Raw genomic sequence first — 25,144 nt, forward strand, 5'->3', positions numbered from 1 at the left:
TCTCACGTTAGAGTAGAGTTCCAGATAAAATAAAGGAGGCAACTGAAAAATAGATTACAATCCCCATAACATCCACTAGAGTTGCGACAAAGGGTGCTGAAGCACTTGCTGGATCAAATCCTAACCGTTTAAGAATAAAGGGAAGCATGGAGCCAGATAAGGAACCGAACGTAACGATGCCAACCAAAGCTGTACCTACAGTTATAGCTATCAAAATCCAGTGTTCACCGTAGTTGTAGATACCTATTTGTTGCCAAATAACAATACGCATAATTCCAATAATTCCAAGGAACAATCCCAGGGATATCCCCGTTGGGATCTCGCGGATAATGATTTTCCACCAGTCTTTGAGGGTTAGTTCACGTAAAGCTAATGCGCGAATAATAAGTGATGTCGCTTGCGAACCAGAGTTTCCTCCAGAACTCATGATAAGAGGAATAAACAGTGTAAGAGTGATAACTTTTTCAAGTTCTGTTTCAAAATATTGCATAGCGCTGGCCGTCAACATTTCGCCAACAAATAGCAATGCAAGCCAACCGCCACGTTTTTTCATCATCCCAAAAAAGTTTATTTGCATATAAGGTTTATCGAGAGCTTCCAAACCTCCAAATTTATAAGCATCTTCATTCATTTCGTCGACCATAGCATCAAGTACATCATCGACTGTCACGATACCAATGACGTGATTAGAGTCATCAATAACAGGTACAGAGAGAAGATCATGCCGCTGAAAAAGACGCGCAATGTCTTCATGATGCGTGAAAGGGGATATCGTAACGGGTGTGTCATGTGTCGAGACGTTTAGAATTTGATCATCAGGTGAAGCAAGAATAAGATTGCGTAGTGAAACAGCTTTGAGAAGGACGCCTGTTTTGGGATCAATAACATAGCTCGTATAAACTGTTTCTCGTGTTCGTTCGACATCGCGAATGTGATTTAGAGTTTTTTTTACAGTCCAGTTTGCGGGAACCGCTATAAACTCTGTTGTCATCAGTGCGCCAGCTGTATGATCAGGATAACTGGTAAGTTTTTTTAGTTCAGCTCGTGTTAAGGGTCTGAGTAAGGCATAAAGTCGAGTGCGAGTTTCTTTATTCATTTCTTGAAAGACATCTGCAGCGGCATCTGCAGACATGCCATCAAGAATTTCGACAGAGCGATTCACGGGGAGAAGTTCAAGAATAGCGGCTGGTTGTTCAAGTTCTGGTTTGTCAAAGAGCTCAATGACATAATCAAGAGGTAATAGGCTAAGAATAGCTACGCGCTCCATGACATCGAGGTTATTGATGATATCAATTGAGTCAGCAAAGTGGTAATTTTTTAATTCTTCTGCGAGAGTTTCAGGAGAAGAATCTTTTAAGTCGAAGGTCATTTTGATTTCAGTCATGATAAAGTACCTTCCGAAGGATTAGAGAATTGTAAATTCAGATCTATGGATAGGATAAAACAAAAGCTATAGAAGATTTAAGAAAAAAACTCTCCCACCTATATTTTCAATTGTTAATATTTAAAATAAAGTCAAGGATATATTACATGTTATAAACAATTTCATGAGACGGATATGTAGGGATTTTTATTTCTGTTGATCTATCATTTAAAATATCCTTTATTCTTCTACAAATATAGAAGGTTTGAAAAGCTATCTTGAAGCACATTAATAAATTTTACGATATTATCGGTTTGTATCTTAAAGACAGTTGTTACATATTAAATTAAATGTATTAAGGGAGATAGAGAGTATCATGACGAAAACAGCGGTGTTGGACTGGGCTGGATTTTCTGGGCTTCCTGATTTTTCTTTAATAAGGGATAAAGATTTTAGAGCCGCTTTTGAATGTGCCCTTAAAGAAGCAGAAGAAGAAGTAGAGACGATTGCAACAGTGCAAGATGCGCCAACGATTGAGAATTTTTTGAAGGCTTTTGAGCTTTCTGGTAAGGCGCTTGATCGCGTATGTTCGATATTTTTTTTACGTTCCGGTGCTCATAGTAATGCGTTGATTCAGCAATTAGAACAAGAATTTGTTGTAAAGCTTTCTCGTTATTTTTCAAAGATTATGATGGATGCGCGAATATTTGCAAAAATAGAAGTGCTCTATAAACAGTCGCAACGAGGTATGTATGATAGTCAAACAACGCGTGTCATTGAATTATGGTGGAAAAAGTTCGTTTGTAATGGTGCAAAACTTGATGAAAACGGTAAGAAACGGCTTGTTGAAATTAATGAAAAGCTTGCTTTTTTAAGTGCTATTTTTGGTCAGAATGTTTTAAAAGATGAAGCTGAGTGGGCTCTATTTTTAGAACAGAAAGATTTATCTGGCTTGCCTGATGATCTTATTGCTTCGATGAAGGAAATTGCTCGAGAAAAGGGGAATGAAAAAATCTATGCATTAACATTGGCACGCTCAGTTGTTGAACCATTTTTAAAATTTTCTCATCGCCGTGATTTGCGTGAAATAGCATTCCAAGCGTGGTCTAAACGTGGAGAAAATAACAACGATAATGATAATCGAGAAATTATTGTAGAGATTGTTGCACTTCGAGATGAGAAGGCTAAATTGCTGGGTTATAAATCCTTTGCAGATTTAAAACTTGATAACACTATGGCAAAAAGTGTTGATGCGGTTATGAGTTTGCTTATGCCTGTATGGGAACAGGCAAGAGCTAAGGCCGCTAGCGAACAAGTCGAATTGCAAAATTTTGCAAACTGTCATGGAAGCAATGAATTTTTAGCAGCTTGGGATTGGCGTTATTATGCTGAAAAATTGCGTGCTGAAAAACTTTCTTTCAACGGATCCGAAATTAAGTATTATTTTCAGCTTGATCGTATTATTGAAGCAGCTTTTGGCGTGGCAAAAAGGCTCTTTGGAATTTCATTTGAAGAAAAAAAGGGTGTTGCGCTTTGGCATCCTGATGCACGTTTGTGGGAAGTAAAGAAGCCTGATGGAAGCCTTCTGGGGCATTTTATAGGTGATTATTTTGCGCGTTCTTCAAAACGTTCTGGTGCGTGGATGAGCAACTTACAATCGCAGCATAAATTGGATGGTGGACAAACACCCATTATCTATAATATTTGTAATTTTGCTAAACCGCCAAAAGGGGAGGTCTCTCTTTTATCAATTGAAGATGCGCGGACGCTTTTTCATGAATTTGGGCATGCATTGCATGGTTTACTTTCTGATGTAACATGGCCATCTGTAGCAGGAACGTCGGTTTCACGCGACTTTGTTGAACTTCCTTCTCAACTTTATGAACATTGGTTAACCGTACCTGAAATATTAAAGTCTTACGCTACGCACATCAAAACAGGGCTTCCGATGCCACAAGAGTTGATAGATAAAGTTTTATCAGCACAGAAATTTAATGCTGGTTTTTCTGCGGTTGAGTTTATTTCATCAGCTCTAGTGGATATGGCTTTTCATAAAGGCAAAACGGTAGTTGATCCAACAGTGTTTGAATCCCAGGAATTAGAAAAGTTGCAAATGCCTGACGCAATTATTATGCGTCATCGTCCTCCACATTTTATGCATGTGTTTTCAGGAGATGATTATGCTGCTGGTTACTACTCTTATATGTGGTCAGAAGTGCTTGATGCTGATGCTTTTCAGGCTTTTGAAGAAACAAATGATGTTTTTAATGCAGAGGTTGCTGATCGCTTAAAGCGTTTTATCTATTCTGCTGGAGGAAGTTGTGATCCAGAAGAGCTTTATAAAGCCTTTCGAGGGCGGTTTCCTTCACCAGAAGCGATGATTCAAAAACGTGGTTTATAGGAGTGAAACGGTATAAGTATGATCCATACCGTTATATTGTTTCACGGGTGAGCTCTCTGGGAAAGCTCGCTCCATTAGGTTATTTTAACAGAACTCTTTTATTTTATTAGCTTCTTGTTCGTGGAAAAATTAAATTCTATGTTTTAAAAAGATCTTATGGGAAAGAAAAATTATCAGCGCGGTCTTTTTGATGCCCATTTGGTGAAGACCATGATCTTTGTATGAGGTTTGGATCTATTTTGTTGAGTAAAGCAGTATTTTGTTTTGCCATGTCATCGAGGCTCATTGGGGAGTGACGTTTAGTATCCTGTGTTTGTTGCATAAGATTTAGAGTGTTTCCATTGGTTAAAAGATTTTCATGAGTTAATGCGTGAAAGTTTAAAATATTTTCCAGTTTTTTTTCTAAATAAGAAGAAAGTTTCTTCTTTCCTTCAGAAGTAAAGTTAATTCCATCATGAGTACGTAATCTAACAAATTTTCCATTTGTACCATAACCTGAAAAAGAAAACTGACCTTGTTCATCAATGAAGCCATCCCAAGTATCGATAAAATATCCTCCTTCTGCTTCTGTTATATCCTTATAAAGCTGGTTAAAGATTTTCATTTTTTGTGTTAACTTAATATCTTTAAATATAGGCTGGCCTATCCATATCCATGGTTTTCTAGAAGCATGAAGGTTTTTAGCAATGCTGGTAATTCTTTGTTTGTAGATATGTATCCATTCTGGATGATTTGCGTCTACTATATTATTAGGATTTGTGATTGGCTGATTATCGTTTGCCCCTACCATTATGGCGATGACGTCAGGTTTATTTTTATCGATGAGTTCAGAAATATTATTTTCCCAAGAATAATAATCAGTCCGGACCAAGCCAGAATCTGGCATTGTATTATTTATGATGACAATCCCACTGTTATCTATAAAAAAAAATTTGAGAGCATCAGCGATGGTAGAGGCTACAAAGTCTCCTAAAATAAGAATGCGTTTTGCACTTTCCTCTTTTTGTTTTTTTACGGGTTTCTGTGTTATGATTTTTGGGGGAGATTGGTATATTTTTTGCTCTATAATTTGCGGTTGTTGTTCGTGTTTTATATGTTGGAATAACCATTTGAAAAAATTTGCTTCTTTGCTTTGAGATGGTTGTATGACACTTACAGCAAGGATAGGGGAAAGTATAAAGATCAAGTACATAAGGCGGAGATAGGGCAAGTGCTGTACTCCAGATTATTGTTTTCGCAAAATAGAAAGAACTGCATGGGTTGGATATCCATTTGCTTTTAAGCTATGGTTCAGTTGAAAAGCTTTAATAGCCTTTCGAGAGGCTGTGCCGATTTTACCATCAACTTTTCCTTTATAATAGCCAAGTGCAGTTAAGCGAGATTGCAGTTCTTTAGATTCTTGCAAAGTAAGGGGTTGAGATGGCCGTTGCCAATCTTGGACCAATCCAGGATATCCAGCAATGCGGTTGGCGAGAAGGCCAACAGCAAAAGCGTAGCGATCTGCATTATTATAACGTTTAAGAACAAAGAAGTTTTTTGTTACTAAGAATACGGGCCCTTTTGATCCATCTGGATATTTCAATATTGCTTGTTCAGATGATGCAGGAAGAGGATGTCCATTTGCGTATTTTACACCTAATTTTTTCCATTGTTCGAAGGAATACCAGCCTTCTGGAAGATTTTCCTTTTGTGGTAATTTAACTTCTATTCCCCAAGGGAGATTAGATTGCCAACCATTCATGTGGAGAAGATTAGCAGCAGTTGCGAGGGCATCTGGAATAGAATTCCAGATATCACGTTTCCCATCTCCATCCATGTCAACAGCATAGGCAAGGTAACTGCTTGGAATAAATTGTGTATGTCCTAATGCACCAGCCCACGATCCAGTAAGTTGAGAGCGCTTAATTTCACCACTTTGAAGAATTTTCATGGCAGCAATCAGTTGTGCGCGCGCATATTTTGCGCGTTTTGTATCGGCATAGGCTAGGGTTGCAAGTGATCGAATAGTATCACGCATTACACTTTTATTTGCTAAAATTTTTCCATAATTACTTTCCATTGACCAAATAGCGAGCAAAATATTGCGGTTAACGCTAAAATATTTTTCAATTTGAGGAAGCCATTTTTCCCATTTTTTGGCTTGCTGTTGTCCCTCCACAACGGCTATGTCATGGACACGATTATCAAAATAATTCCACGAAGGAGTGACAAACTCTGGTTGGTGTGTGGCTCTTTTTAAGACCTCTGGATCAATTGTGTTAACAGTTTTGAAAGCCATATCAAAGGTAGAGGGGGAAATATTGTTGGCTAGAGCTGTTTTTTTAAATTCTTCAATCCAGAGCATAAAACCATTATCGGCATGTGAAAATGATGCAAAAAACATAAAAAAAGCATAAAGGAAAGTTGTTAAACCTATGATAAAAGTTTTCTGATTTATTGCCTTTTTTGGAGAAGAGAAAGTTTTAGATTCTGTTCTTTGCATTTTTAATTCCCATTAATATTCAAGTACTTTTTACGCTATAGCTTCATTTTATATTTGGTGTTGTTGAGTAAATGATAAAGGTTCAAATAGATGATTTATTTTGAAGGGATATTCTCAATAAACTATCATAGTCTTGGAACTCTTTCATGTCCATTAATAATGGTCATAAAAACAATAAGGTATCTTTTTTACCATTTAGCGAAAACATAAGTTAAATGCTGTTAGAAACTTAGGAAATTAATTAGGAAAATGAGAGTGCATAAAATTCAGAAACTGTTATTTCCCGTTGCTGGTTTTTGTATACGTTTTCTTTCAGAAAAAAACAACTTTAAAAGCAATTCTGACTGTTGTTGATAAGTATATTAACTATTGTTTTGTAGCTGAGGTACGTGAAACTGGTATTGACCATTTTGTTTTTATTACTGAATGCAATAAAGCACTAATTAAGGATTATTTATGATGCATAAGTTGAATTACATAAAACTCTTACTGACTTCTATAAAAAAGAAAAACTTTAAGCATTTGGACGATTTACTGCTTTCTCCGGGCACAATTTTTTCATGTAGCAAGTACCTTTAGGGCTAGGATATGCTCTTTGGTGTGCGCATGCATGAGTTGTAGAGGACGCTTGCGCTTTTTTATTTTCCGATATGTTGATGAACGTAAAAAGAGCCCCTTTCTAAGATGATCAATCTTTATGAAAAAAATTGTGGAGGCAATATTATGGTAGTTCAGGATTTTCAGGAGTACGATCCTAAAAAAGTGTATTTACGGTATTGTTGGAAAAGGAAAGCAAATTGAAAACGATTTTAAAATTTTCAAAGTGGTAGAGTGACAAATCAAAAGAATAACGCTTTTGAATCTTTCCATCAATGGGCGCTGTATTCTACAATAAAGAATAAGGAGTAGGAAATGAACTTCAGTTAACAGATGTTGTGGTGCTGCCTTCAAATAAGAAGGATTCTTTTGTTTCCATTTAGAGGAGTTTACTTTTGGTTGTGGTTTTAAAGCTAATTTTGCTTCATTAAAAAATTTACTAAAAACTATTAAAATTAAAAAATAGTATAGACCTCTTTTTAAATTTAATTTATCAAATTTGATTATGACAATACGGTCTCCCCATATGGTTTTGCAGGGCGCTGTTGCATCGGCGCTTAAAACATTTGCAAGTGAAAAGCAAGGGCTTGAGGCCCTTGAAACAGCCCTTCTTGGAAGTCTTTCTTCTTCTTTTGAAGCTGCTATTCAAACCATTAAAAATGCTCGTGGTCATGTAGTGATTACTGGTCTTGGGAAGAGCGGTCATATAGGTACTAAAATTGCTGCAACCTTAGCTTCAACGGGGACACCGGCATTTTTTGTTCACGCTGCAGAAGCCAATCATGGGGATCTTGGTATGATTGGATCTGATAATGTTATTCTTGCATTGTCATGGTCAGGTGAAACCTTGGAATTTAGTGGTATTATCAATCATGCTGCGCGTTTTCACACCCCGCTTATTGCTATGACATCGGGTGCAAACTCTGCATTAGGGCGACAAGCTGATATTGTACTATTATTGCCAAAGATAGAAGAGGCTTGTCCCCACGGGCTTGCGCCGACCACTTCAACAATTATGCAATTGGCGATGGGAGATGCATTAGCTGTTTCTCTTTTAGAAATGCGTGGCTTTACTGCAACGGATTTTAAAACTTATCATCCTGGTGGTTCTCTTGGTGCAAGCCTTAAATATGTACGTGATATTATGCATCGGGGTGATCGTATTCCCTTGGTTGTGCAGGGTACACCCATGGCTGAAGCTATGCATGTTTTGGTTGAAAAACACTTTGGTTGTGTTGGAGTTGTGAGTCAGAAAGGTGAATTAATCGGGATTGTGACTGATGGTGACCTTGCGCGCAAAATTCACTTTAATTTATCCAAATTTAATGTTGATGAGGTGATGACAAAAAAACCTAAGGTTGTTGCGCCAAATACATTAGTTGGTGCGGCAACAGCTTTTATTCATGATCACCATATTGGTGCTTTTTTCGTTGTGGAGGATAAGAAACCAGTGGGCATTGTTCATTTTCATGATCTTTTGCGTATTGGTATTTTATAGATTGAAGTATCCATATCACATAAAGTTTTATTTTAAAATAAAAACAGATTCAAACATAAGCAGACAGAATTTTTTTGTGTAACAATTGTATTGATATGGTGGGGAAGATAATGGCTTTACACACGCTGTTGTGTTTACAAATTCCTCTAGCAGAGGAGTATATTCAGTGTCTTTATTTATTTTATAGGAAATCTTTATCAGGAGGAGAAATTATCACCTCCTGTTATGTGTGTGCTCATAATATGTCTAACGGAAATTTAGCGTTTATTTTATTTAAGATTTTCTCTTAAGAGAGAATTGTGATCCTGTGTGTGATATGCAGAGGAGTTTTTTTGCATCATCTGATATCATACAACTTACTCGGGATACTGTTCCACGGAGAAAGGAGCGCATTTCAATTTCTACGTGTTGAGCACTGACATAATTATAGGTGCCTTCTGATAGTTTTTCATTTGTATCTGCTGCATGCGTTTCAAAAACACCATTGTGGAAAGAAGAAATAATACCACTCTCATCAACCCATTTACCATTAATTCCTGCCGGCATATTCTGTCCGTAATGTTGTGAAAAGCCACAGGCTTCTAATAGAAAAGCGATGATTGTAATACATAAAATACGGCAGATGTGTTTCATTTATTTCACTCTAATTATCTTTCTAGCTAGTATAAATTTGTTAAATTACTAGATGAGTCAATATGAAAATTTTGATGAAAATCAATGAAAAAGCAAAAAAATGGAAAAAAATGCCTTAATGTTGTATTTAATTAACAGCTTAATGAAGTTTGTAGATAAAACACAAGAGGTAAAATATTTCTTATGGTTGACAACAATTTTTACATTAAGCCGTTTAGTAGTCTCAAAGGAGATTATTAAAATTATGGTTGGCCCCATTCTTGTTGCGAGTGAAGATTATGGAAGGCGTATAGAGCTTTCTGCTACGCTCCGAGGTTTTGGTTACCGTGTCATTGAAGCAGAAAATGGACTCCGTACGATTGATCTTTTACACAGACGTAAAAACATAATGCTAGCACTCCTTGATGTTGTTATGAGTGATTTGAGTGTGGGTGACTTGATTAAAATGATTAGAGTTGCTGGGGTTGCTGTCCCTATTGTTGTGATAGCACAACAAGAAAATCAAGATTTATTGCAAAAGGCTTTAACAGCTGGAGCTATTGATTATTGGATTCATCCAGTTACTTCACTACGGTTGAGAGTCACTTTGGATACTGTTTCCCTTATTTCCGCATTGGAGCGTGAGGTTCGTTATATTCGACGAAAAAATGAGAATCATTTGCGATTTTCTGATCTTTGTATCAAAAGTAAGGCAATGCAGATAGTTCTGGAACAATCAAGGAGAGCAACGGCATCTTTGCAGAATCTTTTGATAGAAGGTGAAGTTGGAACTGGTCGCGAAACATTAGCCCGCATTATTCATCATGAGGGTTTGTTATCTCAAGGAGCTTTTGTTCGCTTCCAATGTTCAGCTATTTCTGATCCAGAAGAAGAAAATCGACAATGGTTTCAAGAATTTCTACCACTTGTTTCTTCTTTTGAAAAGGGGACACTTTGCCTTTGTGATGTTGATCGACTCGAGCCTATACAGCAAAAACGCTTCGCTCATTACCTCAGAGAAAGAGAAAAAAATGCAAAGGGAAAAGTTTTTCCTTTTCGGATCATTGCTATTTCAACGTCACGATTAAAAGATCTGGTCAAAGAGGACTTTTTTTTGCACAGTTTGTTCGAACAGTTTTCACAATTGTCTATTAGCGTTCCTACTTTGCGAGAATTGAGGGATGATTTTCCAGAACTTACGCAACGTTTGATTGACCGCATTATTACGGAAACAGGGCGATCCCATGTACATGGCTTAGCAGGGTCAGCTCTTTCATTGCTTATGCAGTACGATTGGCCTGGTAATAGAAATGAACTTGAAAATTTTTTATTTCGTGCAATCTTACTCAGTGAGGGACCATTGCTTACTGTTCGGGACTTTCCCCAATTAATGGGAAATTCCTTAATGAGAGTTCCTAATATCATTGAAAGTAATATGCAAGAAAGTTATGAACGAGAATCAGTACAGTTTTTGGGTACTGATGGACATGTACGTACTTTTGCAGAGATGGAACGTGATATTATTGAGAAAGCGATTAAACATTACAAGGGACATATGAGTGAGATCGCTCGTCGTCTTCGTATTGGTCGCTCTACGCTTTATCGAAAAATAGAGGAATTGAAAACGATAAAAAACCAAGAAGGCAAGTGAGATCTACGATAAGTTTCCATCCGCGAGAGATATGATTTCCAGAAACAAATTAACGTTTTTGGTAAAGACAGTGAAGTTATTTTAGCTTTTAAAAAAAGTGTTTTTTATTGTTGAGCTTGAGTATTGAGGGTGATTTTGTAAACCCAATGAGTCTTGATTTTATTTGATGGGATCATTTTCAGTTCTCTTTCTCTTGTTTCAGTTTTCATGACTTTAGCTAAGCTTAGCGTCATTTAAAATGAGAGATAGCGTTTACGCTTTTTAGAAATAAAGCTGGCATTTTAGATCATTGATTTTGAGTTTATATTCTCTTAAGCAAGAGGTGGCATTTTACATGTTGCACGATTAAGATAATATTATTGTTTTATATGTTGTGCTTCGTATTTATGGTGTACGGTGGCTTAAAAATAGAAAGTTTATCTTCTTTGACTCTATTACAGATTGTTATCGGTTTTATTATATTTTTTTTTGTTGCATCTACGTTAACGATTTACGCATATGGACGTTTTGTGAAAAGTTCTAGGGGAGAGTGCTCCTATGCCTTGGCTATTAAGAAAGATGAAACCAAGTTTGATCGTATAGTAAATCAATTGGCAGAAAAAACAGATGGGTTGGGGGTTGATAAAGATGCTCTTTCACTCATTATAAGTAATTTAGATGCGTTTTGTGTTCGCGCGATAGCAGCAGCACAGGCTGGGCGTAGTCTTGATCTCATGTATTATATTTGGGATGATGATTTAACGGGGCGTTTATTATTAAGTGAAATAGTAGAAGCAGCTGATCGTGGCGTTCGGGTGCGTCTACTTTTAGATGATATTAATGCTCAAGCACGTGACCCAGCTTATATTGCACTAGATAAACATCCCAATATTGAAGTAAGAATGTTTAATCCGGGGTTATCACGTAAGGGTGGTTTACGTCGTGGTTTAGAAATTATATTGCGTGCAATTACTGTAACGCGCAGAATGCATAATAAAGCTTTTATTGTAGATGGCCGGATAGCGTGTGTAGGAGGGCGTAATCTTGCTGATTCTTATTTTGACGCTGGTGAAGAATCACATTTTCAAGATTTAGATTTGATGTTAATCGGTCCCTCAGTTAAGAAGGTGGAAAGTATCTTTGATGACTTTTGGAATAGCGCTGTAGTGTTACCAATTCATACCTTGGTTGTTCCTAAAAGCGCAGGTGATCTTGGTTATTGGAAGGATAAATTGCGAAAATTTCGTGATTCCAAGGTTGCGAAAGTTTATTTAGATTATGTAAAGGAGCATATTAATTTTGATTATTTTATCCAGACAGGAAAGCGATTGTTTCTAGCCGATAAAGTTGTTGTTCTTTCTGATCCTCCAGAAAAAGCGTTGCGCAAAAAATCTAGTAATTGGCTCATGAAGGCACTCTCACGGGTTATTGGAGATGCTCAAAAAACGGTTCAGATTACATCGCCTTATTTTGTTCCTGGTAAGGTAGGTATGCAGAATTTTAGTCACTTGGTTTCCAAAGGTGTTGAGGTTAAAATTCTTACAAATTCCTTGGCGGCTACAGATGTGGCGCTTGTCCATGGTGGTTATGTACCGTATCGTAAGCCTTTATTGAAAAGTGGAGTTAAACTTTATGAGTTAAAACCAGACGGGAACGCCCACGGATTGCGATTGTTTCGATCAAGTAAAGCAAGTTTACATGCTAAAGCTTTTTTAGTTGATCGTAAAACTGCTTTTATTGGATCTTTAAACTTTGATCCTAGGTCGGCTGCATTGAATACGGAAATGGGTATTCTTTTTGAATGTGCACCAATTGCAGCAAGGTTGGATTTGCTTTTTTCTGAAGCAACGACAGGTGAAATGAGTTATAATCTTCGTCTTGGTGAAAATAACCGCATTTATTGGGATTTTATTGAAAACAAAAAGCTTTATAGTGTTAATTCTGAGCCAGAAAGCAATTTTTGGCGTCGTACGTTTACTAAAATAATAAGTTGGTTACCTATTGAATCGCAGTTGTAGATATAATTGATTATGTATCAAGAAATTTTTTATTTTTCTTTTCATTTTGTTTGTAGCGTGGCATAATTTTTTGTCCATCCACAACGTATGAGAGCCGCAGTGTATTTAAAGCTACTCGCGGTGTTTTGTTATATTTGTTATAAAGGGAATTTGGTTATGGCAAAAATTGTTGAAACGCAGACAGGTGCATTGGCACTGACTTTTGATGATGTGCTTTTACAGCCTGGTCATTCTCTTGTTATGCCTAGCCAAGTAGATCTTAGAACGCGTATTGCAGCTGATATTAAGCTAAATTTACCATTACTTTCTGCTGCAATGGATACTGTGACAGAATCGCGTTTGGCTATTGCTATGGCTCAAGCAGGTGGCCTTGGTGTGATTCACCGCAATATGTCTCCTGTAGAGCAAGCTGAAGAAGTTCGTCAGGTGAAAAAATTTGAATCTGGTATGGTTGTTAATCCAGTAACAATTGGACCAGGTGCAACACTTGAAGAAGCAAAAACTTTGATGCGCTCATATGGTATCTCTGGTATTCCTGTTGTGGAAAGTGGTGCTAAAGGTGAGACTGCTGGACGGCTCGTTGGCATTTTAACCAATAGAGATGTGCGTTTTGCGTCGGATCCAAAACAAAAAATTTATGAATTAATGACACATGAAAATTTGATTACAGTGCGGGAAAATGTCCAACTCAATGAAGCAAAATATCTTTTACATAATCATCGTATTGAAAAATTATTAGTTGTAGATGCACAAAATCGTTGTGTTGGTTTGATAACGGTTAAGGATATTGAAAAAGCACAATTAAATCCAAATTCCGCTAAAGATTCTCAAGGCCGTTTGCGTGTTGCAGCTGCTAGTAGTGTGGGAAATGATGGGATCGAACGGGCTGAACGATTAATTGACGCAGGAGTTGATGTACTTGTGATTGATACAGCTCATGGACATTCTCAACGTGTTTTAGAAACTGTTGAGCGCATTAAAAAAATGGCGTTTTCTCCAGCTATTATTGCTGGTAACGTAGCAACATCTCAAGCAACGCAGGCGTTAATTGATAGTGGTGCAGATGCGGTAAAGGTCGGTATTGGTCCTGGCTCTATTTGTACAACACGAATTGTTGCTGGTGTCGGTGTTCCTCAGCTTGCAGCCATTATGAATGCTGTAGAAGTTGCTGAAAAAGCGCGTATTCCTGTTATTGCTGATGGTGGAATTAAAGCTTCAGGTGATTTCGCTAAAGCTTTAGCCGGTGGAGCTTGTGCTGCTATGATTGGTTCTCTTTTAGCAGGTACAGATGAAAGTCCTGGTGAGGTTTATCTTTATCAAGGGAGGTCTTTTAAAGCCTATCGCGGTATGGGATCCGTTGGTGCTATGGCGCGAGGATCAGCAGATCGCTACTTTCAGGATGAAGTGCGTGATGAGCTCAAGTTGGTACCTGAAGGTGTGGAGGGTCAAGTAGCTTACAAAGGCCCCATAGCATCGGTTCTACACCAACTTGCTGGTGGATTACGTGCTTCAATGGGATATGTTGGAGCAAAAGATTTAGCAGAATTTCGTGAAAAAGCAACATTTGTTCGTATAACAAATGCCGGACTCCATGAAAGCCATACACATGATGTTGCTATCACACGAGAGAGTCCAAATTATCGTGGTCCTGTTTGATGGATAAGAGTCTAGAATTGTATTACACTACATAAAAATCTTTTGAGAAAATATAAGGAGATTATTCTCTTTGTGATTTTGTGTAATAGCCCTAAAAAAGAAAGAATTGGAGGTTGATATTCCAATTCTTTCGGTGGGTTATATAAAGTTAAGGGAATTAACTTTTTGTAGTTTTCCGCTCTGTTTTGGATGTATGTTGGCGAGTGTTAGCCTGATCATTTTGGATGGATTTCTTTCCATTGTTTGAGGGCATCGTATTGTGACGGCTTTTAGATGAAGTTGTTTTCCCATTATTGTAAGTATTCATTATTTTCTCCTTTTAAATTATCTGGCATAGGCCAGTACATTCAAAACGGTCATGCCAAATAGTGGTTCCAAGCGTTTTCTAAAAAGTTAATTTTTTATCAGGAATAAGATGTGTGTATTGGTTTTGCTAGAAATACTTTTCTACATTTTCAGTAAGATAACGTTTTCAAGATGTGAGATATTTTATGTTATGTGCTGTTGATAAGAGCTACAAAAATTTAATTTACGTAAAATGAGGGGTTGATGATTTTTGCAGGTGCATGTTGGAAGAGAAACTTTAAGTGTATAGCTTTTTTTGCCATATTAAGGTTGGGAATGTGTATTTTGGCGTGATAGGAATTTGAACGGGTAACAGATGGGATGAAGAGTTTAAAATGGTACGAAAAAGCGTGATTAAAGTCATTTAGGTGCTATTGTACATTTTTTTTATAGTCTTAAGAAAATCCCATTAGTTCGTGAGAAAGATAATTTTTTTTGCTTAAATGCTTAGAGTCTTAATAAAAATTTAAACGGGAGAAATGAATGCGCTTAGGTGGGCGTTTATGTGCTGCTATAGATATTCTAAAAGAGATAGAAATTCATCATTACCCTGCAGGTGAAATTTTAAAAGCTTGGGGGCTTTCTCATCGTTTTGCTGGAGCAAGCGATCGTGCAGCAATTGGCACAATCGTTTATGATGTTTTAAGACGGCGTTATTCTTTGCAATGGCGTATGGAGAGTGATGATATTAGTGATATTGTTTTCGGTGCTCTGTTAGATATTGGAAAAATGACAATTGAGCAGATTGATGATGAATTAGAAAGAGATAGATTTGCACCGAAGTTATTAGGGGCTAGGCAGCGTCAATCATGGAAGAAACAACAATTAGCCAATGCACCAGAATATATTCGCGGTGATATTCCCCAATGGTGTCAAGCCCATCTGTATCCTTTATTTTCCGATAATTGGGTTATTGAAGCTGCTGCGTTAGCAACACGCCCTTCTGTGGATTTACGTGTGAATAGCTTGAAGGCAACGCCAGATAAGGTGCTTAAAGAATTGGTAAAAACTAAAGCTCAATCTCTGTCATGGTTTCGGCAAGCCTTAAGGATTGCACCTACAGAAAAGTTTGGCCGTCATCCCAATGTTCAAGTTGAATCTGCTTTTCAAAAAGGGTATTTTGAAATACAGGACTTAGGATCTCAGATTGTTGCTCACCTAGTGGAAGCTAAAGCGGATACACAGGTGTTGGATTATTGTGCTGGTGCTGGTGGAAAAACATTGGCCTTAGCTTCTATTATGAATAATCGGGGACAAATTTATGCGTATGATGCAGATACAGTTCGCTTGGCTCCCATTTTTGATCGTCTTCGACGGGCTGGTGTTTGTAATGTACAGCCACGTGTGCATGTAGAAGAATTAAAGCCGTTAGTAGGCAAGATGGATATAGTTTTGCTAGATGCACCGTGTAGTGGTACAGGAGTATGGCGGCGGCGTCCAGATACGAAGTGGCGGTTGACGTTAGAACGAGTAAGACAACGCCAAACAGAACAGAAAGCTATTTTGAATGAGGCTGTGAATTATCTTAAACCGAATGGACGTTTAGTGTATATTACATGCTCTCTTTTTTTTGATGAAAACGAGGGACAAATTTTCCATTTTCTTCAACAACATTCTGATTTTCATCCAATAAATATGTGTGCACTTTGGCAGAAACACTTTAGTTCTTCGCCTGTGCAACCGATCTTTTCAAATTATGGACTTACTTTATCACCAGCGACAACAAAAACAGATGGTTTCTTTTTGTCTGTATTGCAAAAGAGACATTGATACATATTTTTTGCATGTTTTATCTTAAATTATTCCAAGAATAACCTTTTTCTCAAGCAAATAGGCTTGTGAAAAAAGAAAGATTGAATAATAAATCTCATTTATTTTCTTTTACAATTATTGGTTGGTTTCCTATGAGCGTATCACATACAGACACTGTTCTTATTATTGACTTTGGTTCACAAGTTACACAACTTATCGCGCGGCGTGTGCGGGCAATGGGGGTTTACTCCGAAATTGTTCCTTTTCAATTAGCTTTAGAAGGTATCAAGCGAATAAGACCTAAAGCGATTATTTTATCAGGTAGCCCTTATTCAGTCATTGATGATGGTTCGCCACGTGCCCCAATGGAAGTTTTTGCCATCGGTGTTCCAGTTCTCGGTATCTGTTATGGCGAACAAGTTATGTGTGTTCAGCTGGGTGGAGAAGTTAAAGTTGGAAATGAACGTGAATTTGGGCGCGCTTTTTTGGAGGTAAAAGAAGAGAGTGCACTTTTTGATGGTGTGTGGGAAAAAGGCTCTTGTTATCAAGTATGGATGAGCCATGGTGATTGTGTGGCAGTTTTACCAGAAGGTTTTAGTGCAATAGGAACATCAAAAGGTGCTCCCTTTGCTGCTATTGCTGATGAAAAAAGGCGCCTTTATGCAGTACAGTTCCATCCTGAAGTTGTTCATACACCGGATGGCACAAAACTTTTGCAAAATTTCGTTTATAAAATTTCTGGTATTAAAGGTGATTGGTCAATGGTTTCTTATCGTGAGCAAGCAATTGCTACGATAAGACAAAAAGTTGGAAAAAGTCGTGTAATTTGTGGTCTTTCAGGTGGTGTGGATTCATCAGTTGTGGCTGTACTTCTTCATAAAGCAATAGGAAATCAACTGACCTGTGTTTTTGTAGACCATGGGTTGATGCGCAAGAATGAGGCTGAAGAAGTTCTTACATTATTCCAAGATCATTATAATATAGAGCTTATTCATGTTAATGCCGCTAACCTTTTTCTCAGTGCTCTGAAAGGTGAAACAGATCCAGAGAAAAAGCGTAAAACGATAGGTCGCCTTTTTATTGAGGTTTTTGAAGAAGAAACTAAAAAAATTGGAGGTGCAGAATTTTTAGCACAGGGAACTCTTTATCCAGATGTCATTGAGAGTGTGTCTGTTATTGGTAAAGCAGTAACAATTAAAAGCCATCATAATGTAGGGGGATTGCCAGAACGGATGAATATGAAACTTATAGAACCATTGCGTGAGTTATTTAAGGATGAGGTTCGTTGTTTAGGGCGAGAGTTGGGATTACCTGAGCAGTTTATTGGACGTCATCCTTTTCCAGGCCCCGGTCTTGCAATTCGGTGCCCAGGGGAAGTTACACGTGAAAAATTAGAAATTTTACGTGAAGCGGATGCTATTTACCTTGATGAAATCCGTAAAGCTGGCCTTTATAACGAAATTTGGCAGGCTTTTGCTGTTCTTCTTCCTGTTCAGACCGTTGGTGTTATGGGTGATGGACGTACTTATGAATTTGTTTGTGCTCTTCGCGCTGTAACATCTGTAGATGGAATGACCGCTGATTTTTATCCCTATGATATGCAGTTTTTAGGCAAAACAGCAGCACGTATTATTAATGAAGTCAGAGGTATTAATCGTGTTGTTTATGATGTAACATCAAAACCGCCTGGTACTATTGAGTGGGAATAACCAAAGCAAGTATAAACCTTTTAAAAACAGAATATTGTTTAAACTTTGATATTCTGGAGAATAGACAGAGAAAACAATTTTAAAGAAATTATTTTATAATTTTTATGATTATTTAAAAACCGTTATCTGATTTTTACGAACCAGTGTGGTTTAAGATTGAGAAGTGTGAAATTTTATATGTCTAAGAAAAAAATTGTTGCACATCGCGGTGGAGCTAATCTTTATCCTGAAAATACACTTTCAGCATTTCGTCATGCAATTGCTTTGGGAGTTGATGAGATTGAATGCGATGTTCATCTTCTTAAAAGCGGTGAGGTGGTCGTATTTCACGATTTTCGTTTAGAACAATTGGTTGGAAAAAAAGGATATATTCACGATATTGATAATGAAACACGCAAACAACTATGTGTAAAGGGAAGTACTGAAGCTCCTCCTTTACTCGAAGAAGTGCTTGATCTTTTGGAACTAAACAATGTTGCACTGCATCTGGAAATCAAAACTTGTGGTGAAGTTGAGCGTGAAACGATTTTATCCCAAAAAGCACTTGCGTTAATAAAAAGTCGAAATTTAGTAAAACGAGTCTCTGCAATCAGTTTTGATCCTGCGAGCCTTCGTCCCTTTATTGAAGCAGGAATAGCATCTGGTCCATGTATTGATAGCTTTGAAGATGGTATATACCGTTATTTTTCTGAGTGGAAACGATTAGGGTATTCTGATCTGAGTTTAAATGGCTCTATTGTTTCAAAGGATTTCATTGAAGCGGCGCTTGAAGCTGGCTTTACAGTGGGGGTTTGGACAATTAATGGGAAAGCTCGGTTATCGCATTGGTTGAACATGCCTGTACATTATATCACAACAGATCAGCCTGATTTAGCTTTACAGTTGCGTACACAAGGATAAGATATACGCCTATAATAGAAAAAAGCTACGCTCCCTGAAAACTATAGAGTTAATGGGAGACGTAAGAAATATTTATTGAGACTTCCTGTAAGGTCACGTTTCCTATTTTATTTACTTATTGTTTATGCGTTTCCCAGTAGTTTTATTAAAAGTATGAAAGTTTTGATGAGCGACAGTGAAGCTTAATTTTTTACCATAACCGTTTGTAAGGCGTTCTTTTATTTCGATGGTAAAAATGGTGTCATTCCAACGCGTTAAAACATGGCATCCTGTCCCGATAGGTTTGATAAGTTCAATTTGTGTGTGAAATACAGGTCCTTTATCTGGATATTCTCCCAACAAGATTACTTCTGGCCTGAATGCTAAAAGATTAATTTTTTCATTGTAAGAGAATGAGTAACCTAAATTCTGTTCTAGAATTTGGCGATCAAGAAAGTTCATAGGAGGAGAACCAATAAAATCAGCTACGAATGTTGTTGCTGGACAATCGTAAATTTCCATTGGCGTTCCAATTTGCTCGATAGCTCCTTTATTCATTACTACTATTCTATCGGCTAATGTCATAGCTTCCAATTGATCATGGGTAACGTAGAGACTGGTTGTTCCTAGTGAGCGCTGGAGTGTTTTAATCTCAAGACACATTTGAGCACGTAATTTTGCATCAAGATTTGAAAGTGGTTCATCGAAAAGAAAAACACGTGGTTGGCGCACAATCACGCGTCCCATTGCAACACGCTGTCGTTGTCCTCCTGATAATTGTCGTGGTTTACGATCTAAAAATGGCTCTATTTGCAAAAGTTTTGCAGCATATGTGATACGTTTATTTATTTCGTCTTTAGGCGTTTTTCGATTTTTAAGACCATATTCTAGGTTTCCACGAACTGTCATATGGGGATAAAGTGCATAATTCTGAAAAACCATAGCAATGTCGCGATCAGCTGGTTCACGCTCATTGATACGCTCATTATCAATATAAAGCTCACCTGAAGTAACTTGTTCAAGTCCTGCAATGATGCGTAGTAGGGTTGATTTTCCACATCCCGAAGGACCAACAAGGACAAGAAGTTCCTTATCTGTGACAGTTAAATTCAAACCATCAATGACTAGAATGCCGTTGTCATATTGTTTTTTTATATTTGATAACTGGATTATGGCCACAGTTATTTCTCCGTTTCAATTAGGCCTTTAACAAAAAGCCGCTGCATGCAGATAACAACAAGAACCGGTGGTACCATAGCAACGACAGATACGGCCATGAGCAGATTCCATTGAGGGTCGTGTTGAAGTGATTCAACAATAAGCTGTTTTAAAATAATAAGAATAGTTTGATGATTTTGATCAGTTGTGACTATAAGAGGCCAGAGATACTGTACCCACCCATAAATGAACATAATGATGAATAAAGCGGCGATATTGCTTTTACTAAGGGGAAGAAGAATATCTTTGAAAAATTTGAATGGGCCGGCACCATCAACACGTGCGGCTTCTAAAAGTTCATCGGGGACAGTTAAAAAGAACTGGCGAAATAAAAATGTAGCCGTTGCAGATGCAATGAGCGGGATAATCATTCCTCCATAAGTATTTATCATGCTTAACTGAGCAACGACTGCATATGTTGGAATAATACGAACTTCAACAGGAAGCATCAAGGTGATAAATATAAGGGCAAAAGCAGTTTTTCGGAACGGGAAACGCATATAGACGATTGCATAAGCAGAAAAGAGTGAAATAATAATTTTTCCAATACTAATACCAAGTGCCATAATGAGGGAATTCATTAAGAGTGGCCACAGCTTAGGAAGACCGAGCTGTACAAGGCCATCACCGAAGATTGTTTTGTAATTCTCTAGCGTAGAATTTCCTGGTAAAAGAGGAAGCGTTCCTGAATTAAATGCTGCTGAACTGTGAGTTGATGCAATGATAGCAACATAAACCGGTAAGAAAATAATAACAATACCAACCATAAGGGTAAGGTGGGTTAGAAATTTCAAAATAGGGCGATTTTCAACCATAATTTGGCTTCCTAATATTGCACGCGACGTTCAATCCAGCGAAATTGAATGAAAGTTAATACGATAACCATTAACATCAATATTGTTGATTGTGCTGCTGATGCACCAATTAATTGGTTTTTAAAGCCATCCTCATATACTTTGTAAACAAGAGCGCTTGTTGCACGAGCAGGGCCTCCAGAGGTTATATTATCAATAATACCAAATGTATCAAACAGAACATAATGGATATTGACGATGAGAAGAAAAAAGGTAGTCGGTGAAATTTGCGGAAAAACCACGCTCCAAAATCGTTTAAAAGGACCAGCGCCATCAATTGCCGCTGCTTCTATTTGGGAACGTGGAACAGATTGGAGCCCTGCGAGAAAAAAGAGAAAATTATAGGAGATCTGTTTCCAGCTAGCTGCAATCACAATAAGGATCATCGCTTGAGTGCCTTTAATGCGATAATTCCATATAATACCTATTTTTTCAAGAAGAAAAGGGATAATTCCGATAGTTGGGTGAAAGATAAACAACCATAATATACCTGCCAATACAGGAGCAACGGCATAAGGCCAAATTAATAGCATTGTGTAGACTTTTTTTGCACGGATAACACGATCTACACAGACAGCTAAAAGAAGTGATATCGTCATTGAAACGACAGTAACCGAAATGGAAAATATTGCAGTTGTGAGAAGTGATTGAAGGTAAGAAGAATCAGAGAGAACAGCCACATAGTTTTCAAAACCAATAAAGGTTGTTGTAAATCCAAAAGGATCTTGACGTTCGAAGGACGATTTTATCGCTTGAGCAGCGGGCCAAAAGAAAAATAAAAAAGTCACAATAAGCTGAGGAAAAAGCAGCCAATAAGCAATTAGTTTATTTTTAAAATACGCGTGTTTTTCTTGCATTCGTAAGGCTTTTAAATACAGAGACTTTAGAAAGTTGAACAAAAAGGACTAAATTGTTTTATTAGATTTTAAATAGCTAATTATAATAATGAAATCTTAATGATTGGCTTTTTCAAATTCACGTAAGAGTTTATTGCCACGTTTCACAGTTGCATCTAATCCATCTTTTGGCGTTTTGGAGCCGCTGAGGACAGCTTCTAGTTCTTGATCAAGAATAGAACGAATTTGTGGTAAATTACCGAACCTTATACCCTTTGAGTTAGCTGTTGGTGAATTGAGAGTGATCTGTTTAATGGCAATATCTGCACCGACGTTTTTATCGTAATAATGTTGTTTTCTGCTCAATTCGTAAGCAGCTATTGTTGTTGGAAGGTAACCTGTAATCTGGTGCCATTTAGCTTGATTATCTGCTCTTGAAATATACTTAAGGAAAGCAGCTGCCCCTGCGTATTCTTCAGGAGTATGACCTCTTAAAGCCCAAATAGAAGCACCACCAATAATTGAATTCTGTGGTGCACCTTCTACATCATCATAGTATGGTAGCATACCAAACCCAACATTGAATTGCGCTTCGGAAAGAATTCCTGCACGAGATCCTGAAGATTGTATAAAAATTGCGCAATTTTGCGTCATAAACATTGGCGTTGCATCTAATGCTCCAGCCGGACCTCCGTAATGAAAAATACCTTGATCAGACCATTTTTTTAGATCTGTCCACATACGTACTTGTAAGGGGCCATTGAAGGTTAACTCTGAATCAAGTCCACTAAAACCATTTTCTTTCGTCCCAAAAGGAACATTATGTAATGCTGAAAAATTTTCTATACCAATCCATTGAGACGCATAAGCCATTGTAAAGCCACAGCTTGCTGCTTTAGTTTCAAGAATTTTTTTTGAAAAATTTTCTATGTCTTTCCATGTTTTAGGTGCCTGCTCTGGATCAAGTCCTGCTTTTTTAAAAATATCTTTATTGTAATAAAGAATTGGCGTTGAAGCATTAAATGGCATAGACAGCATTCGTCCCTGAATATCGGAGTAATAACCGCTGATAGCAGGCAAATAATCCGAAGGATTGAATTCTTGTTTTGCGTCAGCCATAAGTTGATAAATGGGATAAATCGCACCTTTTGCTGCCATCATTGTTCCAGTTCCAATCTCATAGATTTGAGCAAGAACTGGTTGTTTTCTTCCACGAAACGCAGAAATGAGTGAAACCATGCCTTCTTCATATTCACCACGAAATGAAGGAACAACTTTGTATTTAGATTGACTGGCATTAAAATTGCTAATCAGGCTTTCAGTTTGTTTTCCTAGCTCGCCGCTCATAGAATGCCAAAAGCTGATTTCTGTTTGTGCAAAACCCGCTGTTGTCATGCTTATAGCAACCGTAAATGCTGCTATAGAAAGATAAAAACGACTCATGCTTCACCCTTTCTGAAGTAATGGAATACAGATTTCCCCTAGATTTATAGTATTACAAATGAACATGTCATGACAGTTTTGTTTCAGAAATATGTTGGCTCATTTAAACAGGAACCATCAAAAGGTCAAACGAATTTGTTTAGATTTATTGGTTTTTCCTTTATGATAGCTATCGTGTGTTAATATGGTCACTATAGGTGGTTGATAAAATTAAATTTCTTTAAATGATCAAAGCATATGGGCAAAGATAAAAACAGTTTTAAAATAACGCCCGCTAAATCATATTTTTTGTGAGTATAACGGAAATGTTAAGAAGAAATATTCTTTAAAAAAGTCAAAATTTTTAGCCAACTAATGTGAGTTCTAATTGTTTGTTAAAACGTCTTTAAGATTTATTTTTAGTAGTTTTCTGTTTTTAAATAACTGAAAATGCCGACTATTTTTATGCAACATTTTAGATTATTTTAGATGCTAATGTGTGATTTAACGCTGCCTTTTGAACCAAATTTGGATTAAAATTGTAAGATCCATTCATACTAATACGTGGTTTTTGCAAAACATTTATAGTAATCAGCTTTTCTATACTTCGATTTATGTAGGGTCTAGTTACGCAAGCTGCTTTTTCAGTTTTTTTAACGGACAATTAAAAATTTTTTAAACTCAATATGGGAAGCTAAAATTAAGAAACGCTTTTTGAGTTGTCGCATTTATTTTTTTCCAAAACATTATGACTTTTAGGCATGGAATAAGCGACAAAGCTATTCATAACCCCGGTTATTTTATCATCTACTTAGTATAATTTGTTATTCATAAACGATCTCAGCATAAAATACCGATTTATCGCAATTTGTAACATTGTAAATTTTGACCACTGTGATTTTGCTAATTTTTAGCTTTTCTTTTGTAGATTTTTCTTAGTGTTTTGTTATCGCATCAATAATAGTTTTAACATTATGTTCCATCATATCGAGATAAGTTGCAGCCGGGCCATTTTCATTTGACAATGCATCAGAATACAGTGTGCCACCAATTTTTAAACCTGTTTCTTTTGCGATTTGCTTTATAAGACGGGGATTAGAGATATTTTCAACGAACAGTGCAGCCGCCTTATTTTTTTTAATTTGTTTGATAAGTTTGGCTACGTTAGCTGCAGTTGCTTCAGTTTCTGTTGAAGCGCTCTGGGGTGCAAGGATGGTGAATCCATATTCTTGGGCAAAATAGCCAAAGGCGTCATGAGATGTGATAATGGTACGCTTATTTTTTGGAATGGTAGCAATCTTTGCTTTAAGTGTTTCTTGTACTACTTTAAGCTTTTTTATGTAAGATTCAGCATTTTTTCTGTAACTTGCACAGGATTGTTGATCTATTTTACAGAAAGCGGTGGCAATATTTTTTACATAAATTTCAGCATTCGGGATGGTCTGCCAAGCATGTGGATCTACGCCGCTATGGTGGTTATGTTGTTGGCTAGTATGCTTTTGATTTTTAGTTTCGAGAAGAGGAATGTTGGCGCTAGCTTTGACAAGAAGCGCTTTTGTAGCACTTGCCGTGATGAGACGGTCAATGAAGCTTTCTAAATGAAGTCCGTTGATGAAAATAATATGAGCATTTTTAAGAGCTTGAGCATCACGGGGGGTCGGTTCATAAATATGGGTATTTGCATTTGGGCCAACAAGAGTGGTCATAGAAATATAGTTGCCTCCTACGTTTTTTACTAAATCTGCAAGAATAGAAAAGCTCACGATAACTCTAATCTTATTATGTGCATTATGTGCAGAAGCAGAAAATGAAAAAAGGGAAAGCAATAAAAGATTTCCAATTATAATAAATTGGTGAATGAGTTTAGGCACG

The 25,144-nt window shown here is 37.2% G+C and carries 18 protein-coding genes; 8 read left to right on the forward strand and 10 right to left on the reverse strand.

Annotated elements, in window-relative coordinates:
- Positions 1 to 7: 7 nt before the first annotated feature.
- Entirely contained in the window at positions 8 to 1,384 is a 1,377-nt protein-coding gene (mgtE, locus tag WCP76_RS04270) for a magnesium transporter (RefSeq protein ID WP_336294446.1), read from the reverse strand.
- 355 nt (positions 1,385 to 1,739) lie between these two features.
- Between mgtE and WCP76_RS04275 the strand changes: the two genes are divergently transcribed.
- On the forward strand, positions 1,740 to 3,764 hold the full coding sequence (locus tag WCP76_RS04275) for a M3 family metallopeptidase (protein WP_336294447.1): 2,025 nt from the start codon (positions 1,740 to 1,742) through the stop codon (positions 3,762 to 3,764).
- A gap of 154 nt (positions 3,765 to 3,918) precedes the next feature.
- Here WCP76_RS04275 and WCP76_RS04280 read toward each other — a convergent pair whose 3' ends face one another.
- Positions 3,919 to 4,974 (reverse strand): SGNH/GDSL hydrolase family protein, encoded by a 1,056-nt coding sequence (locus WCP76_RS04280; RefSeq protein ID WP_336294448.1) that lies wholly within the window; start codon positions 4,972 to 4,974, stop codon positions 3,919 to 3,921.
- Positions 4,975 to 4,989: 15 nt separating this feature from the next.
- Positions 4,990 to 6,246 carry a lytic murein transglycosylase gene (locus WCP76_RS04285; RefSeq protein ID WP_336294449.1) on the reverse strand — a complete coding sequence of 419 codons (1,257 nt, stop codon included), beginning with the start codon at positions 6,244 to 6,246 and terminating at the stop codon, positions 4,990 to 4,992.
- 1,102 nt (positions 6,247 to 7,348) lie between these two features.
- Here WCP76_RS04285 and WCP76_RS04290 point away from each other — a divergent pair.
- On the forward strand, positions 7,349 to 8,341 hold the full coding sequence (locus tag WCP76_RS04290) for a KpsF/GutQ family sugar-phosphate isomerase (protein WP_336294450.1): 993 nt from the start codon (positions 7,349 to 7,351) through the stop codon (positions 8,339 to 8,341).
- A 273-nt stretch (positions 8,342 to 8,614) separates the two neighbouring features.
- On the opposite strand, the gene omp10 is transcribed toward WCP76_RS04290, so the two are convergent.
- Positions 8,615 to 8,974 carry an outer membrane lipoprotein Omp10 gene (gene omp10, locus WCP76_RS04295; protein WP_336294451.1) on the reverse strand — a complete coding sequence of 120 codons (360 nt, stop codon included), beginning with the start codon at positions 8,972 to 8,974 and terminating at the stop codon, positions 8,615 to 8,617.
- A gap of 244 nt (positions 8,975 to 9,218) precedes the next feature.
- Between omp10 and WCP76_RS04300 the strand changes: the two genes are divergently transcribed.
- From WCP76_RS04300 to guaB, 3 genes are all read left to right on the forward strand, one after another.
- Positions 9,219 to 10,604 (forward strand): sigma-54-dependent transcriptional regulator, encoded by a 1,386-nt coding sequence (locus tag WCP76_RS04300; RefSeq protein ID WP_336294525.1) that lies wholly within the window; start codon positions 9,219 to 9,221, stop codon positions 10,602 to 10,604.
- A 425-nt stretch (positions 10,605 to 11,029) separates the two neighbouring features.
- Entirely contained in the window at positions 11,030 to 12,601 is a 1,572-nt protein-coding gene (locus WCP76_RS04305) for a phospholipase D family protein (RefSeq protein ID WP_336294526.1), read from the forward strand.
- A 156-nt stretch (positions 12,602 to 12,757) separates the two neighbouring features.
- On the forward strand, positions 12,758 to 14,257 hold the full coding sequence (gene guaB, locus WCP76_RS04310) for an IMP dehydrogenase (protein ID WP_336294452.1): 1,500 nt from the start codon (positions 12,758 to 12,760) through the stop codon (positions 14,255 to 14,257).
- Positions 14,258 to 14,414: 157 nt separating this feature from the next.
- On the opposite strand, the gene WCP76_RS04315 is transcribed toward guaB, so the two are convergent.
- Complete coding sequence (locus WCP76_RS04315) at positions 14,415 to 14,564, reverse strand: hypothetical protein (RefSeq protein ID WP_336294453.1); 150 nt, start codon at positions 14,562 to 14,564, stop codon at positions 14,415 to 14,417.
- A 521-nt stretch (positions 14,565 to 15,085) separates the two neighbouring features.
- Here WCP76_RS04315 and WCP76_RS04320 point away from each other — a divergent pair.
- From WCP76_RS04320 to WCP76_RS04330, 3 genes are all read left to right on the forward strand, one after another.
- A complete protein-coding gene (locus WCP76_RS04320; protein ID WP_336294454.1) occupies positions 15,086 to 16,372 on the forward strand; it encodes an RsmB/NOP family class I SAM-dependent RNA methyltransferase in 1,287 nt (428 codons plus the stop codon).
- Positions 16,373 to 16,506: 134 nt separating this feature from the next.
- A complete protein-coding gene (guaA, locus tag WCP76_RS04325) occupies positions 16,507 to 18,063 on the forward strand; it encodes a glutamine-hydrolyzing GMP synthase (RefSeq protein ID WP_336294527.1) in 1,557 nt (518 codons plus the stop codon).
- A gap of 177 nt (positions 18,064 to 18,240) precedes the next feature.
- Positions 18,241 to 18,963, forward strand: coding sequence for a glycerophosphodiester phosphodiesterase (locus WCP76_RS04330; RefSeq protein WP_336294455.1), 723 nt, complete (start codon positions 18,241 to 18,243; stop codon positions 18,961 to 18,963).
- 111 nt (positions 18,964 to 19,074) lie between these two features.
- Here the strand turns inward: WCP76_RS04330 and WCP76_RS04335 are convergent, their stop codons facing one another.
- The 5 genes from WCP76_RS04335 to WCP76_RS04355 all read right to left on the reverse strand — a co-directional run bounded on the left by WCP76_RS04335 (position 19,075) and on the right by WCP76_RS04355 (position 25,143).
- Positions 19,075 to 20,121 (reverse strand): sn-glycerol-3-phosphate import ATP-binding protein UgpC, encoded by a 1,047-nt coding sequence (locus WCP76_RS04335; protein ID WP_336294456.1) that lies wholly within the window; start codon positions 20,119 to 20,121, stop codon positions 19,075 to 19,077.
- A 2-nt stretch (positions 20,122 to 20,123) separates the two neighbouring features.
- Positions 20,124 to 20,975: a sn-glycerol-3-phosphate ABC transporter permease UgpE gene (gene ugpE, locus WCP76_RS04340; protein WP_336294457.1), complete on the reverse strand. Its 852-nt coding sequence runs from the start codon at positions 20,973 to 20,975 to the stop codon at positions 20,124 to 20,126.
- Positions 20,976 to 20,986: 11 nt separating this feature from the next.
- Complete coding sequence (gene ugpA, locus WCP76_RS04345) at positions 20,987 to 21,871, reverse strand: sn-glycerol-3-phosphate ABC transporter permease UgpA (protein WP_336294458.1); 885 nt, start codon at positions 21,869 to 21,871, stop codon at positions 20,987 to 20,989.
- A gap of 96 nt (positions 21,872 to 21,967) precedes the next feature.
- Positions 21,968 to 23,293 (reverse strand): sn-glycerol-3-phosphate ABC transporter substrate-binding protein UgpB, encoded by a 1,326-nt coding sequence (ugpB, locus tag WCP76_RS04350; RefSeq protein ID WP_336294459.1) that lies wholly within the window; start codon positions 23,291 to 23,293, stop codon positions 21,968 to 21,970.
- Positions 23,294 to 24,207: 914 nt separating this feature from the next.
- Positions 24,208 to 25,143, reverse strand: coding sequence for a metal ABC transporter solute-binding protein, Zn/Mn family (locus WCP76_RS04355; protein WP_336294460.1), 936 nt, complete (start codon positions 25,141 to 25,143; stop codon positions 24,208 to 24,210).
- Between the last annotated feature and the right edge of the window lies 1 nt (position 25,144).

The organism is Bartonella vaga (genome assembly GCF_037070895.1).
In the GTDB taxonomy this organism is placed as follows: Bacteria; Pseudomonadota; Alphaproteobacteria; order Rhizobiales; family Rhizobiaceae; genus Bartonella.